The organism is Burkholderia sp. AU19243, assembly GCF_018148075.1.
GTDB lineage: Bacteria > Pseudomonadota > Gammaproteobacteria > Burkholderiales > Burkholderiaceae > Burkholderia > Burkholderia latens_A.
This window is the reverse complement of sequence record NZ_JAGSTV010000010.1, coordinates 141626-156551: the sequence shown is the minus strand read 5'-3', so window position 1 is coordinate 156551 and position 14926 is coordinate 141626. Positions and strand designations below refer to the sequence as shown.

13 protein-coding genes are annotated in these 14926 nt (G+C 66.9%); 7 read left to right on the top strand and 6 right to left on the bottom strand.

Annotated features, from left to right (window positions below):
• Positions 1–19: 19 nt before the first annotated feature.
• Together KDW55_RS19740 and thiL are read right to left on the bottom strand one after the other, a co-directional pair.
• The gene (locus tag KDW55_RS19740; RefSeq protein WP_040143380.1) at positions 20–565 is read right to left on the bottom strand and encodes a phosphatidylglycerophosphatase A; all 546 of its coding nucleotides are present in this window, start codon (positions 563–565) and stop codon (positions 20–22) included.
• Positions 555–1589, bottom strand: a complete 1035-nt coding sequence (gene thiL, locus KDW55_RS19735) for a thiamine-phosphate kinase (RefSeq protein WP_144245422.1) — start codon at positions 1587–1589, stop codon at positions 555–557. The genes KDW55_RS19740 and thiL overlap by 11 nt, the downstream gene beginning before the upstream one ends.
• Positions 1590–1689: 100 nt before the next feature.
• Here thiL and KDW55_RS19730 point away from each other — a divergent pair, with 100 nt between their 5' ends.
• The 3 genes from KDW55_RS19730 to KDW55_RS19720 all read left to right on the top strand — a co-directional run bounded on the left by KDW55_RS19730 (position 1690) and on the right by KDW55_RS19720 (position 5421).
• Positions 1690–4032: an NADP-dependent malic enzyme gene (locus KDW55_RS19730; RefSeq protein ID WP_282972519.1), complete on the top strand. Its 2343-nt coding sequence runs from the start codon at positions 1690–1692 to the stop codon at positions 4030–4032.
• A 377-nt stretch (positions 4033–4409) separates the two neighbouring features.
• Positions 4410–4841, top strand: a complete 432-nt coding sequence (locus KDW55_RS19725) for a ribonuclease (protein ID WP_069240965.1) — start codon at positions 4410–4412, stop codon at positions 4839–4841.
• A gap of 16 nt (positions 4842–4857) precedes the next feature.
• A complete protein-coding gene (locus KDW55_RS19720) occupies positions 4858–5421 on the top strand; it encodes a barstar family protein (protein ID WP_040144874.1) in 564 nt (187 codons plus the stop codon).
• A gap of 155 nt (positions 5422–5576) precedes the next feature.
• On the opposite strand, the gene KDW55_RS19715 is transcribed toward KDW55_RS19720, so the two are convergent.
• The 3 genes from KDW55_RS19715 to speE all read right to left on the bottom strand — a co-directional run bounded on the left by KDW55_RS19715 (position 5577) and on the right by speE (position 7913).
• A complete protein-coding gene (locus tag KDW55_RS19715) occupies positions 5577–6344 on the bottom strand; it encodes a 16S rRNA (uracil(1498)-N(3))-methyltransferase (protein ID WP_040143384.1) in 768 nt (255 codons plus the stop codon).
• Entirely contained in the window at positions 6337–6774 is a 438-nt protein-coding gene (locus KDW55_RS19710) for a VOC family protein (RefSeq protein ID WP_040143385.1), read from the bottom strand. The genes KDW55_RS19715 and KDW55_RS19710 overlap by 8 nt, the downstream gene beginning before the upstream one ends.
• A 281-nt stretch (positions 6775–7055) precedes the next feature.
• Positions 7056–7913: a polyamine aminopropyltransferase gene (gene speE / locus KDW55_RS19705; protein WP_040143386.1), complete on the bottom strand. Its 858-nt coding sequence runs from the start codon at positions 7911–7913 to the stop codon at positions 7056–7058.
• 218 nt (positions 7914–8131) lie between these two features.
• Between speE and tkt the strand changes: the two genes are divergently transcribed.
• Both tkt and gap read left to right on the top strand, forming a co-directional pair.
• Positions 8132–10204 carry a transketolase gene (tkt, locus tag KDW55_RS19700; RefSeq protein WP_212160896.1) on the top strand — a complete coding sequence of 691 codons (2073 nt, stop codon included), beginning with the start codon at positions 8132–8134 and terminating at the stop codon, positions 10202–10204.
• An 87-nt stretch (positions 10205–10291) separates the two neighbouring features.
• Positions 10292–11302: a type I glyceraldehyde-3-phosphate dehydrogenase gene (gap, locus tag KDW55_RS19695; RefSeq protein ID WP_040143388.1), complete on the top strand. Its 1011-nt coding sequence runs from the start codon at positions 10292–10294 to the stop codon at positions 11300–11302.
• A 248-nt stretch (positions 11303–11550) separates the two neighbouring features.
• Here gap and KDW55_RS19690 read toward each other — a convergent pair whose 3' ends face one another.
• Entirely contained in the window at positions 11551–12273 is a 723-nt protein-coding gene (locus KDW55_RS19690) for an FCD domain-containing protein (protein WP_174554664.1), read from the bottom strand.
• Positions 12274–12484: 211 nt separating this feature from the next.
• On the opposite strand from KDW55_RS19690, the gene KDW55_RS19685 reads away from it, so the two are divergent.
• Together KDW55_RS19685 and alc are read left to right on the top strand one after the other, a co-directional pair.
• A complete protein-coding gene (locus KDW55_RS19685) occupies positions 12485–13804 on the top strand; it encodes a C4-dicarboxylate transporter DctA (RefSeq protein WP_059547842.1) in 1320 nt (439 codons plus the stop codon).
• A gap of 105 nt (positions 13805–13909) precedes the next feature.
• Positions 13910–14917: an allantoicase gene (gene alc, locus KDW55_RS19680; protein WP_040143391.1), complete on the top strand. Its 1008-nt coding sequence runs from the start codon at positions 13910–13912 to the stop codon at positions 14915–14917.
• Positions 14918–14926: the final 9 nt, after the last annotated feature.

Sequence of the window (14926 nt, the reverse complement as noted above, 5' to 3'; positions counted from 1 at the left end):
ACGGGAGTCGGGAAATCGGTCAGCCGGCGGCGGAGCGCCACAGCGCGATCACGAGCAGCGTCATGAATGCGGCGATCAGGTCGTCGACCATGATGCCAAGCCCGCCTTTCACGCGACGGTCGAAATAGCGGATCGGCGGCGGCTTGAGCATGTCGAAGAAGCGGAACACGACGAACGCCCACAACTGGCCGATGAAGGTCGCGGGCGTGACGAACAGCATCACGAGCCAGATCGCGACGATTTCGTCCCAGACGACGGCGCCAGGATCGGCCGTGCCCATCCTGCGTGCGGTGAAACCGGTGATCCACGTACCGGCGACGAACCCGACCGCGATCAGCGCCCACCATTCGGGCACCGTCAGATAGCGGTTGAGGACGACGAACGCGAGCCAGCCGAACAGCGTGCCGAACGTGCCGGGCATGAACGGCGCGAGCCCGCTGCCGAAGCCGAGCGACACGAGGTGCGCCGGATGCGACAGCATGAGGCGCGCGGTGGCGCGCTGCGGCGCGGCGCCGGCGGCGCCGGGCGCGGCCGCGCGTTGCGCGGGCGTCGGATCAGTCTGCATGGAAGTGGTCGAAACCGTGCAACGTGAGGGTCAGCGGCGCGCCGGCGGCGTCGCGCCACGCGATCGCGGGCCGCTCCGCCGGCGAGGACAACGCGCGTATTGTACCGATTCGCGTGACCCGGACGCCGGCGCGCGTGCCGGCCGCATCGACTGCCGCGCGGGCCGCCGCCGGCGCGGTGAAGCACAGCTCGTAGTCGTCGCCGCCGGCGAGCGCGCAGCGCCGCTGCACGTCGGGCGGCAGCGTCGCGAGCGCGGCCGAGCGCGGCACCGCGTCGGCGTCGATGTCCGCGCACACGTTCGAGCGCGTGAGGACGTGTTGCAGGTCGCCGGCGAGGCCGTCGGAGATGTCGAGCGCCGCGTGGGCGACACCCGCGAGTGCCAGCCCGAGCGCGATGCGCGGCTCCGGGCGCTCGAGCGCTTGCCGGAACGCGGCGGCTTCGTCCGTGCCGGCCGTCCATTCGCCGCGCGCGATTCCGAGCCCCGCGCGCGCGTCGCCGAGCGTGCCGGACACCCACACGTCGTCGCCGTCGCACGCGGCATCGCGCCGCAACGCGGCGTCGGGCGCGACTTCGCCGAATACGGTCACGCACAGGTTCAGCGGCCCGCTCGTCGTGTCGCCGCCGATCAGCTCGCAGCCGAACCGCTCGGCGAGCGCGAAAAGGCCGTCGCTGAACGCCTCGAGCCACGCGGCGTCGGCGCGCGGCAGCGCGCACGCGAGCGTGAACGCGCGCGGCTCGGCGCCCATCGCGGCGAGATCCGACAGGTTGACGGCGAGCGTCTTGTGGCCGAGCGCGTCGGGTGCGACGTCGGGAAAGAAATGGCGGCCCTCGACCAGCATGTCGGTCGAAATGGCCATCAACTTGCCGGATCGCGGTGCGATCAGCGCGCAATCGTCGCCGATGCCGAGCGTGGACGCCCTTGCGCCCCGGGCGGCACGGCGTGCGAAGAAGCGGTCGATCAACGAAAACTCGGACAAGGCGGCTGGCACGGCGGACGGACCCGGTAGCGGTGAGGGGAACGGCATTGTACGCAGCGAACGGCGCCGTTCTTGCACCGTTCAGTACATTTTTGTCGCGGCTGTTGCACCCGAATCGCCGGTCTGGCGGGCTTCGATTGGCGCTACAATGCCGTCGAACAGTTATTCTAATCTGCCCGCCACGAGACACATGTCCACTCAAGCCTCCTCCAAAGCCAAGCTCCGCGAAGCCGCGCTCGACTATCACGAATTCCCGACGCCGGGGAAGATCGCGATCGCTCCGACCAAGCAGATGATCAACCAGCGCGATCTCGCGCTCGCGTATTCGCCGGGTGTCGCGTACGCGTGCGAGGAGATCGTCGAGAACCCTCTGAACGCCGCGCGCTTCACCGCGCGCAGCAACCTGGTCGGCGTGGTCACCAACGGCACCGCGGTGCTCGGTCTCGGCAACATCGGCCCGCTCGCGTCGAAGCCGGTGATGGAAGGCAAGGCCGTGCTGTTCAAGAAGTTCGCCGGCATCGACGTGTTCGACATCGAGCTGAACGAGTCGGACCCGCACAAGCTGGTCGACGTGATCGCCGCGCTGGAGCCGACCTTCGGCGGGATCAACCTCGAGGACATCAAGGCGCCGGACTGCTTCATCGTCGAGCGCGAAGCGCGCAAGCGGATGAAGATCCCGGTGTTCCACGACGACCAGCACGGCACCGCGATCGTCGTGGCCGCGGCCGTCACGAACGGCCTGAAGGTCGTGAACAAGGACATCAAGAAGGTCAAGCTCGTCGCATCCGGCGCCGGCGCCGCCGCGCTCGCATGCCTGGACCTGCTCGTCGACATCGGCCTGCCGCTCGAGAACATCACGGTGACCGACCTGGCTGGCGTGGTCTACAAAGGCCGCACCGAGCTGATGGATCCGGACAAGGAGCGTTTCGCGCGCGAAACCGACGCACGCACGCTGGCCGAGGTGATCGACGGCGCGGACATCTTCCTTGGCCTGTCGGCCGCCGGCGTGCTGAAGCAGGAGATGGTGAAGGGGATGGCCGAGCGCCCGCTGATTCTCGCGCTCGCGAACCCGACGCCGGAAATCCTGCCGGAGCTCGCGCTCGAAGTGCGCCCGGACGCGGTGCTGGCCACCGGCCGCACCGATTACCCGAACCAGGTCAACAACGTGCTGTGCTTCCCGTTCATCTTCCGCGGCGCGCTCGACGTCGGCGCGACGACGATCACGCGGGAAATGGAGATCGCGGCGGTCAACGCGATCGCCGAACTCGCGCAGCATGAGCAGAGCGACATCGTCGCGACCGCGTACGGAATCCAGGATCTGTCGTTCGGGCCCGAATACCTGATTCCGAAGCCGTTCGATCCGCGCCTGATCGTGAAGATCGCGCCGGCCGTCGCACAGGCCGCGATGGACGGCGGCGTCGCGACGCGCCCGATCGAGGACATGGACGCGTACAAGCAGCATCTGCAGCAATTCGTGTATCACAGCGGCACGACGATGAAGCCGATCTTCCAGATCGCGCGCGCGGCGCCGGAAGGGAAGAAGCGCGTCGTGTTCGCGGAAGGCGAGGAAGAGCGCGTGCTGCGCGCGGTCCAGATCATCGTCGACGAGAAGCTCGCGAAGCCGATCCTGATCGGCCGCCCGTCGGTGATCGAGCACCGTATCCAGCGCTACGGGCTGCGTCTCACGCCGGGCACCGATTTCACCGTCGTGAACACCGAGCACGACGAGCGTTACCGCGACTTCTGGCAGACGTACTACAAGATGATGGCGCGCAAGGGCATCAGCGAGCAGCTGGCCCGCGTCGAAATGCGCCGCCGCACGACGCTGATCGGCTCGATGCTGGTGAAGAAGGGCGAAGCGGACGGGATGATTTGCGGCACGATCAGCACCACGCACCGCCATCTGCACTTCATCGACCAGGTGATCGGCAAGCGTCCGGGCTGCAGCGTGTACGCCGCGATGAACGGCCTCGTGCTGCCGGGCCGCCAGATCTTCCTCGTCGACACGCACGTGAACGTTGATCCGACCCCGGAACAGCTGGCCGAGATCACGATCATGGCTGCCGAAGAAGTGCGGCGCTTCGGCATCGAGCCGAAGGTTGCGCTGCTGTCGCATTCGAATTTCGGCACGAGCAACGCGCCGTCGGCGCAGAAGATGCGCGATACGCTCGCGATCCTGCAGGCGCGCGCGCCGGAGCTGAAGGTCGACGGCGAAATGCACGGCGATGTCGCGCTCGACGCGGCGCTGCGCAAGGAAATCCTGCCGGAATCGACGCTCGAAGGCGACGCGAACCTCCTGGTCCTCCCGAACATCGATGCCGCGAACATCGCGTACAACCTGCTGAAGACGGCCGCCGGCAACAACATCGCGATCGGGCCGATTCTGCTTGGCGCGGCCGAGCCGGTGCACGTGCTGACCGAATCGGCGACGGTTCGCCGCATCGTCAACATGGCGGCCCTGCTGGTCGCCGACGTGAACGCCGCGCGCTGAGCCGGAAACGCGCGCCGCGCCGGGCAACCGGTGCGGCGCGTCGGGCGAAATTGTAAACAAACGCAAAAAGGGGCGTGCCCGCAATGGGCACGCCGCCGGGCAGGGCGCAACCGCGCTTCCCATAAAGCAACAGCAGCATCTCTCCACTCCGGGTAACGAGCGTGGCAAGGAGGCAGAGTCTTGCCATGACAGAGATGCCGCGCATATTTTATCTCATGAAAGATAAATGTAGTCTAGTTTCGGTAAAAAATGCGCGGTTTGGCGCGGCGTGACGCTTTCGTTTCCCAAACGAACATTGATTCGCGCGAACAATAGCGCTACGCTAACGCCTTTGGTTGGTCGTCAACTACTTGATTTAACAGCGGGAACCCTGGTTCATGGCACGCAAGTGGCTCCGCAACGGCGCGCTCGCGTCCGTCTTCGCGATGTTCGCGATGGGTATCGTCGGCACGCCGACGGGCAGTCTGGTTTCCGCCGCTTACGCACGGCAGGCCGCGTCGGCAGACATGGCCGTCGGCGGGGTCGATACGATCCCGACCGCCCGCTTGCCTCGCGAAGCCGTGACAACGCTCGGCCTGATCGGCGCCGGTGGTCCCTACCCGTACGAGAAAGACGGCGTCGTTTTCGGTAACCGCGAGCGGATTCTGCCGAAGGCGAAGCGCGGCTACTACCACGAGTACACGGTGCCGACGCCGCGCGCGCGCAATCGCGGCGCGCGCCGGATCGTCTGCGGCGGGCCATTGCGCCGGATCGACAACTGTTATTACACGGACGACCACTACAACAGTTTTAAACGTATTGTTGAATGACTTCGGGATGAACGGCATGAGCGACTCCATCTACGCGCACGACACGGCGGCGGCGGAACTGTTCGCGGCCGGCGACGGCAATCTGTTTCAGCGCGTGATGCAACTACACGCGGCGGCACAGGCCGGCGGCGCGCCGGAGCAGCCGGCGGCCGAGCCCGGGCTTTCATCGAACGAGGAGCCTATGAGCCTTTTCACGACCGTGCGACCCAATCTCGTGCAGTCGATCCGCGCGTTCCGCGTGCAGGATCTCGCCGACGAAGCCGGTCGGCTCGGCCAGCATTTCCTGTACGCGTATTGCGGCGCCGCGCAGTCGAAGCAGGAAGTGATGGAAACGATCGCGACCTCGTTCCTGTTTCCGAAGCATTTCGGCAAGAACTACGACGCGCTGTACGACTGCCTGACCGACCTCGTTGCGAAGGCCGGCGCGCAGCCCGGTTTCGTGATCGTCCTCGAAGGGCTGCCGATCGCACAGAAATTCGACAAGGAAGGGCGCGAAACGCTGCTCGACGTGTTCCGCGAGGCCGCCGAATTCTGGGCCGAGCGCAAGGTCGCGTTCCGCGTGTTCTATTCGTTCGCGTAACCCGCGCATCGCATACCGCGTCGGTCGCAGCCGAATTGCCAAAAAAGCCCGCGTCGAGCGGGCTTTTTTGCGTTTGCACGGCGCGTGCAGCGGCACGCTCGGGGGGGGGGGTACGCGCGGACCTGGCGCGGCCCCGCGCGTTCAGCGATCGCCGCTCACCAGCCGCCCCAACGTGCGGCGAGCGCCGCGAGCACGGCCGCGCCGGCCGTCTCGGTACGCAACACGCGCGGCCCGAGCGATAGCGCGGTGAAGCCGTGCGCACGGGCCGCGTTTTCCTCGTCCGGCGACAATCCGCCTTCCGGCCCGATCAGCAGCGTGACAGGGGATGCAGGCGGCGCATCGGGCAGCGACGTGAACGGGATGCTCGCGCGCGGCGACAGCAGCAGCCGCAGCTCGCCGTCGGCCGGTGCGGCCGGCAGCGTATCGAGCCACGCGCCGAAGCCGCGGATTGCCGCGACGTCCGGCACGCGGTTGCGCCCGCATTGCTCGCACGATGCGCGCACAACGCCGCGCCAGTGCGCGACGCGTTTGTCCGCTCGCTCCCCGGACAGTTTCACGACGCCGCGCGCGGTCGACAGCGGCACGACGGCCGCGACACCGAGTTCGACGGCCTTCTCGATCACCCAGTCCATCTTGTCGCCGCCGGCGATCCCTTGCGCGAGCGTCACGCGATAGGGCGGCTCGGCCTCGGCCGGATCGAACGCGTCGATTTGCGCGAGCGCGTTGCGCTTGTCGATCTCGACGAGGCGCGCGCGGTACTGGCCGCCGTTGCCGTCGAACAGCGCAAGCGCGTCGCCGGGCTGCAGCCGCAGCACCTGCGCGTGGCGGGCGACGTCGGCGGGCAGCGCGAGCGTCGCATCGGTGCGCAGCGCCGCTTCGACGAAAAAGCGCGGCACGGCTGCGGTGGTGGTGGCTTCACTCATGCTCGGTACGGCTCCGTGCGTCGAGGCGGCACGCGAGTGCCCACCGGTAGCCGTCGAGATCCTCGACCTGCGCGAAGCGATCGCCCCAGAACTGGTCCTGCGGCGCGCTCAGCGATTTCGCACCGGCGTCGAGCGCGCGCTGCCAGGTCGCATCGACGTCGTCGACATACAGATAAAACGACTGCGGAGCGGTTGCATGCGCACTCTTCGGCGTGAGCGCGATCGAGCCGAACGCGCCCTCCGGCGCGAACATCACAATCAGTTGATCACGGTAGGACATCTCGACGTGCATGATCGCGCCGTCTTCGTCGTGGACGTCACGCACCGCGAAGCCGAATGCGGCCTTGAAGAACTCGATGGCCGCCTGCGTATTGCGGACGGCCAGATACGGCGTCAACCAAGGCACGTTGGCCGGACGTGGATCGGTCATGAAAATCTCCTGTCGAACAGTGTGGGCGCTTCAGCGCTTACTCTGTTCCCATGCTTTGCGGTCGAACAGTATTGGCGCTCCAGCAGCGGCTCCCGTCCTGCGCCGTGCGGTACAACGGCAATCGGCGCCGGGGCCCCGTCGACGGCGCGCGATGCATCGCGGCCATCGCGGCGGGCGGCCTCTGTCGTTCCGGGATTGCGTGTCGCAGGCGGTTCGCGCGAGAAACGCGATGAGGGCGATGAGCGCGACGAGCCCGCACAACAACGCGCTTTCCAGGAAGTTCAGCGGCGAACGCCCAGTGTATCGCGCAGCGTGCGCGGCAGGGCAAAGAGGGCCGCATGAAGTCGCGCATCGTAGTAGCGCAATCCGTGGACGCAGCGCGCGGCGAGCCGCTCGTCGACGTCGTGCGCGAACAGCGCGGCCGCATCGAGCGTGTCGCTTGCGATCGCCATCAGCCATTGCGAACCGTACAGCGGCACGTGCGCGGACAACGGATCGACGAACGCGAAGCTCGCGCGCAGGTCGTCGAGCAGCGCGGCGACGCGCGCCGCATGGAACACCGGCGAGCCGAGGTGCATCGAGATCGCGCCGCGCGGCGTGAGGATCCGCTTCAGTCGTGCGTAGAACTCGCGCGTATAGAGGCCGGCCGCGGGGGAGTCCGGCGGCGTGAGGTCGAACACGACCAGATCGAAATGCTCGACGGTCGACGCGACGAAATGCGCGGCGTCGCCGATCACGACTTCGACGCGCGGGTCGTCGAGTGCGCCCTGGTGCACGTCGCCGAGATAGCGGCGCGCCATGCCGACCACTTCGTCGTCGAGCTCGGCGACGACGATCCGCTCGATGCACGCGTGCTTGAGCAACTGGCGCGCGGCGCCGCCGTCGCCGCCGCCGAGCACGAGCGCCTTCCGCGGGCACGGGTGCGCGAGCGCGGCAGGATGCGTCATGCACTCGTGGTACACGTACTCGTCGCCGACCGACGTCATCGGCCGGCCGTCCAGCGTGAACAGGCGGCCGAGCTGCGCGGTCTCCCAGACCTCGATGTGCTGATGCGGCGATGCGACGTGCGCGAGCCGCCGGGCGTTCGGGAAGCCGTAAGCGACATCGGGTGTGGGATGAAATAGAAGGGTCGTGCTCAAGGGCGGGGGCCGCTCGGGGCGGGCAGTTCCGACGCCTGAATTATAGGAGGCGCGCGGTTCGATGGAAATGCGTGCCGGAACACCGCGCACCGGCAGGGGAAATGTCGGCCCATCTGTTAAAATGACGAGCTTTGCAGCCCCGTCCGTAGGCTCCGTCCGCTTCGCGTCCGTCAGGCGCCGCACCGCGCGCCGGGAACGATCGACGCTCGAGCTTGCGGATGCCGCCGTGCCCCCGTTTCCTCGACTCGTTCTCCGGACTCGACATGACGACTTCGTCTCCCGCCTCCACCACCCTGATGGCCAACGCGATCCGTGCGCTCGCGATGGACGCCGTCCAGCAAGCGAACTCCGGTCACCCCGGCATGCCGATGGGCATGGCCGAAATCGGCGTGGCGCTCTGGTCGCGCCACCTGAAGCACAATCCGACGAACCCGCACTGGGCGGACCGCGACCGCTTCGTGCTGTCGAACGGCCATGGCTCGATGCTGCTGTACTCGCTGCTGCACCTGACCGGCTACGACCTGCCGATGGAAGAGCTGAAGAACTTCCGCCAGCTGCACTCGAAGACGCCGGGCCACCCGGAATACGGGATCACGCCGGGCGTCGAGACGACCACCGGCCCGCTCGGCCAGGGTCTCGCGAACGCGGTCGGCATGGCGCTCGGCGAAGCGCTGATGGCGGACGAGTTCAACCGTGACGGCGCGAAGATCGTCGATCACCACACGTACGTGTTCCTCGGCGACGGCTGCCTGATGGAGGGCATCTCGCACGAAGCCTGCTCGCTCGCGGGCACGCTGAAGCTGAACAAGCTGATCGCGCTGTACGACGACAACGGCATCTCGATCGACGGCGACGTCGTCAACTGGTTCCACGACGACACGCCGAAGCGCTTCGAGGCGTACGGCTGGAACGTGATCCCGAACGTGAACGGCCATGACGTCGAGGCGGTCGACGCGGCGATCGCGAAAGCGAAGTTGTCTGACAAGCCGACGCTGATCTGCTGCAAGACGGTGATCGGCAAGGGCGCGGCCACGAAGGCGGGCGGCCACGACGTGCACGGCGCGGCGCTCGGCGCGGAAGAAATCGCGAAGACGCGCGCGGCGCTCGGCTGGACGTGGGAGCCGTTCGTGATTCCGCAGGAAGTCTATGCGGCATGGGACGCGAAGGAAGCCGGCAAGCGCGCCGAAGCGGCATGGAACGACACGTTCGCGCAGTACCGCGCGAAGTATCCGGCCGAAGCCGCTGAATTCGAACGCCGGATGGCGAACAAGCTGCCGGCCGACTGGGCCGAGAAGGCGGCCGCGATCATCGCCGCGGCGAACGAGCGCGCCGAAACGGTCGCGACCCGCAAGGCGTCGCAGCAGGCGATCGAAGGGCTTGCCGCCGTACTGCCGGAGCTGCTCGGCGGTTCGGCCGACCTGACCGGCTCGAACCTCACCAACTGGAAGGCATCGAAGGCAGTGCGCGCGAATCCGGAAGGTGCGGGCGTGCTGCTTGGCAACCACATCAACTACGGCGTGCGCGAATTCGGCATGAGCGCCGCGATCAACGGCCTCGCGCTGCACGGTGGCCACAAGCCGTTCGGCGGCACGTTCCTGACGTTCTCCGACTACAGCCGCAACGCGCTGCGCGTGGCCGCGCTGATGAAGGTTCCGTCGATCTTCGTGTTCACGCACGATTCGATCGGCCTCGGCGAGGACGGTCCGACGCACCAGTCGATCGAGCACGTGTCGAGCCTGCGCCTGATTCCGAATCACGACGTATGGCGTCCGGCCGACACGGTCGAGACGGCCGTTGCCTGGACGCACGCGGTTGCCGCCGACCGCCCGTCGAGCCTGATCTTCAGCCGCCAGAACCTCGCGTTCAACCCGCGCACCGATGCGCAGATCGCGAACATCGACAAGGGCGGTTACGTGCTGAAGGACTGGGACGACGAGATCGTCGCGCGCAAGATCATCCTGATCGCGACGGGCTCGGAAGTCGAGCTGGCGATGAAGGCGGTCGAGCCGCTCGCGCAGCAGGGCATCGCGGCCCGCGTCGTGTCGATGCCGTCGACCACCGTGTTCGACCGCCAGGACGCCGAATATCGCGAACGCGTGCTGCCGCACGGCGTGCGCCGCGTCGCGATCGAAGCCGGCGTGACCGCGTTCTGGCACAAGTACGTCGGCCTCGAAGGCGGCGTCGTCGGGATCGACACGTTCGGCGAATCGGCGCCGGCCGGCGTGCTGTTCAAGTACTTCGGCTTCACCGTCGAGCACGTCGTCGAGACCGCGAAGGCCGTGCTGGCCTAAAAGCATTCGCGACGCGCGCGGCCCCTCGCGCGCGTCGCACCGTGAAGCTGCACGAAACGAATTTTTTCAGCCATCAGGAGATAGACCATGACGATCCGCGTCGCAATCAACGGCTACGGCCGTATCGGCCGCAACACGCTGCGCGCGTTCTATGAAAACGGCAAGAAGCACGATCTCGAGATCGTCGCGATCAACGACCTGGGCGATGCGAAGACCAACGCGCACCTGACCCAGTACGACACCGCGCACGGCAAGTTCCCGGGTGAAGTGTCGGTCGACGGCGACTACCTCGTCGTGAACGGCGACAAGATCCGCGTGCTTGCGAACCGTAACCCGGCCGAGCTGCCGTGGGGCGAGCTGGGCGTCGACGTCGTGATGGAATGCACGGGCTTCTTCACGACGAAGGAAAAGGCGAGCGCCCACCTGAAGGGCGGCGCGAAGAAGGTGATCATCTCGGCGCCGGGCGGCAAGGACGTCGACGCAACGATCGTCTACGGCGTGAACCACAACGTGCTGAAGGCCGAGCACACGGTGATCTCGAACGCATCGTGCACGACGAACTGCCTCGCACCGCTCGTCAAGCCGCTGAACGACAAGATCGGCCTCGAAACCGGCCTGATGACGACGATCCACGCGTACACGAACGACCAGGTGCTGACGGACGTCTACCACGAAGACCTGCGCCGCGCGCGTTCGGCCACGCACAGCCAGATCCCGACGAAGACGGGTGCCGCATCGGCTGTCGGCCTCGTGCTGCCGGAACTGAACGGCAAGCTCGACGGCTACGCGATTCGCGTCCCGACCATCAACGTGTCGATCGTCGATCTGTCGTTCATCGCGAAGCGCGACACGACGGTCGAGGAAGTCAACGCGATCATGAAGGAAGCATCGGAAGGCGCGCTGAAGGGGATCCTCGGCTACAACGACGCACCGCTGGTGTCGATCGACTTCAACCACAACCCGGCTTCGTCGACGTTCGACGCGACGCTGACGAAGGTGTCGGGCCGTCTCGTGAAGGTGTCGAGCTGGTACGACAACGAGTGGGGCTTCTCGAACCGCATGCTCGATACGGCGATCGCATTCGCGAACGCGAAGTAATCGCAGTCGTCGCGCACGTTGCGCGGCCGCCGCGGGGCGGCCGACGCAGCGAACGAACCCGGCCCGGGCTGTCCCGGCCGGGTTTTTTATTGCGCCGCGAAACGCACGCGACGGTTTGCGTACGTGCCTTCGCGGGTCGCGCAGGTCGCATCGGCGAAGCAGCAGCCGGCCACCGCGTGGCGGCCGCACGCCGGCGCGCGACCGCCGCGACGTGAGCCGCTCGCGCCCGTAACGGGCCTCGGGTTGCGTCAGATGCGCGGCGTCGGGAAAAAGACGCCCGCGCGCTGCGCGGCGTTCGCGATGTGCGTCTCGATCGCGGCGCCGGCTGCGGCCGCGTCGCGTGCGATCAGCGCGTCGACGATCGCACGGTGCTCGTGCCACGTCGACAGCAGCAGCTCGCGCCGGTAGAACGGCATGCGCTGGCTTTCCTTCATGACGTCAGCGCTGCTGCGCAGCACCGACTCGATTGCCGCGTTACCGGCGAGATGGATGATCCGCATGTGGAAATCGAAGTCGAGCCGCGCCGCTTCGTCGAGCGCGCTCTCGGTCAGCGCGACGTGCAGGCCGGCGAGATTCTCCTCGAACCACGCAATGTCGTCGTCGGTGACGACGTGGGCGGCCATCCGCGCGGCGAACCCTTCGAGCGCGTAGCGCATCTGGTACGTGTCGGGCGGCGACGATTGCTCGGCGAACTGCCACGGATGCGCGGCCGTCGCCTGCGCGCTTTCGACGTACACGCCTTTGCCCGCGCGGATGCGCAGCATGCCGAGCGCTTCCAGCGTGGACAGCGCTTCGCGCAGCGACGCGCGGCTGATCTCCAGCTCCTCTGAGAGCTGGCGCTGGGCCGGCAGCAGGCTGCCGACCGGATATACGCCTGCCTCGATCCGGTCGCGGATCGTCGCGATGGCGGCGTCGGTCACAGTGTGCGGAACGTTCTTCATGATGTGAGCGATGGCCGGTCTGACCGGCATTGTAATCCGCACGCGCCGGGTACACGACCGTCCTACGGGAAAGCCACGATCGAACCGCGCGCGGGGGCGGCGGCGCGGCCCCAAAGGGCGGGAAATCCCTATTTTGTTTGGCCTTGACGCGACTATATCGGCTTCCTACTATCGACCATAACATCACTGGTCTTACCAGTATGAACAGACGAAACTGCAACCGTTGGATCGGGAGAGCGCCGTGTCGAAATTCCTCAATTCGCTGTTTGGCCGGGTAGTCGTCGCATTAATTCTCGGGGTCGCGCTAGGCGCGTTCTTCCCGCATTTCGCCGAGTCGCTGCGACCGCTCGGCGACGGCTTCCTGAAGCTCATCAAGATGGTGATCGGCCCGATCGTGTTCTGCGTGGTGGTCAGCGGGATGGCCAATGCGGGCGACCTGAAGAAGGTCGGCCGGGTCGGCCTGAAGGCGGTCGTCTACTTCGAGGTGATGACGACGCTCGCGCTCGGCATCGGCCTGGTGCTCGCGTGGCTCACGCGTCCGGGCGTCGGGATGAACATCGACCTGCGCTCGCTCGATGCGGCGTCGCTGTCGACGTACGCGAAGAATGCAGAAAGCCTGAAGGATACGGCCGGCTATCTGATGAAGATCATTCCCGAGACCGCGATCGACGCGTTCGCGAAGGGCGACATCCTGCAGATCCTCGTGTTCGCGGTGCTGTTCGGCTCCGCGCTGTCGCTGCTGGGCGACAAGGCGCAGCGCGTGAACAGCCTGATCGAGGAGCTGTCGCACGTGTTCTTCCGCATCATCGGCTTCATCATCAAGCTCGCGCCGCTCGGCGTGCTTGGCGCGATTGCGTTCACGACCGGCAAGTACGGCGTCGCGTCGCTCAAGCAACTCGGTTACCTCGTCGCGGTGTTCTACCTGAGCTGCTTCGTGTTCGTTACGGTCGTGCTCGGCATCGTGATGCGGATCGCGGGCTTTTCGGTGTTCAAGCTGATCCGCTACCTGCGCGAGGAACTGTCGATCGTGCTCGGCACGGCGTCCTCGGATGCAGTGCTGCCGCAGGTGATGAGCAAGCTCGAATACATGGGCATCAAGGATTCGACGGTCGGCCTCGTGATCCCGACCGGCTATTCGTTCAACCTCGACGGCTTCTCGATCTATCTGACGCTCGCGGTGCTGTTCATCGCGCAGGCCACCAACACGCCGCTGTCCACGCATGACCTGATCGTCGTGCTGCTCGTGTCGCTCGTCACGTCGAAGGGCGCGCACGGCATTCCCGGCTCGGCGATCGTGATCCTCGCGGCGACGCTGTCGGCGATTCCCGCGATTCCGGTGCTCGGCCTCGTGCTGATCCTGCCGGTCGACTGGTTCGTCGGCATCGCCCGTGCACTGACCAACCTGATCGGCAACTGCGTCGCGACGGTCGTCGTCGCGGTGTGGGAGAACGACATCGACCGCGCCCGCGCGAACCGCGTGCTGAACCGCGAACTGCGCTACGTGGCCGACGCGCCGGGCAGCACCGCACCGGTCGCCGGCGACCAGGCCCACGCGCTCTGAGCGCGACGTTCGCGCGGCGCGGCGCACCCTGCCGCACCGCGCACACGCATTCCTCGCGACCGGCGCGCTAGCGCGCCGGCGCTCCTGCAATAACGTGGAGACGACATGGCAGCCCCCATCCTCGATCCGAACGCGCCGGCTTTCACGCGGCGCTACATGAACCTCGCCGACCCGCGCCTGGGCGCGCAGGCGCTTTTTGCGAGCGACGAATTCTTCGCGCCGAAGGAGCGCATGCTCAACCCGGAGCCTGCCGTGTTCATTCCCGGCAAGTACGACGATCACGGCAAGTGGATGGACGGCTGGGAAACGCGCCGCAAGCGCACGACCGGCCATGACTTCTGCGTGGTCCGGCTCGCGCGACCGGGCGTGATTCACGGCGTCGACCTCGACACGAGCCACTTCACCGGCAACTTCCCGCCGGCCGCGTCGATCGATGCGTGCGCGGTGGACGGCGATACGCCGCCGGACGACGCCGAATGGCGCACGATCGTCCCCGCGACGACGCTGCAGGGCAATTCGCATCACTACGTGAGCGTCGACGATGCGCAGGCGGTCACGCATTTGCGCGTGAACCTGTATCCGGACGGCGGCCTTGCGCGGCTGCGCGTTTACGGACAGCCGCAGCGCGACTGGCGCGACGTGCCGGCCGGCGAGCTGGTCGATCTTGCGGCGATCGAGAACGGCGGCTACCTGGTGGCGGCGAACAACCAGCACTTCGGTCCGGCGTCGCAGATGCTGATGCCGGGGCGCGGCGCGAACATGGGCGACGGGTGGGAAACGCGGCGCCGGCGCGAGCCCGGCAACGACTGGGCAATCGTCGCGCTTGCGCGCCCTGGCATCATCCGGCGGGTCGAAGTCGATACCGCATTCTTCAAAGGCAATTTCCCCGACCGCTGTTCGTTGCAGGCCGCGCGGGTTGCGGGCGGCACCGACGATTCGCTCGTCACGCAGGCGATGTTCTGGGCCGAACTGCTCGGCGAGCAGAAGCTGCAAATGGATCGCGTGCACACGTTCGACGAGCTCGCGGCGCTCGGCCCCGTTACGCACGTGCGCTTCAACATTTTCCCGGACGGCGGAGTGTCGCGGCTGCGTCTGTGGGGCGAGCCTGCTTGAAGGAGGGCA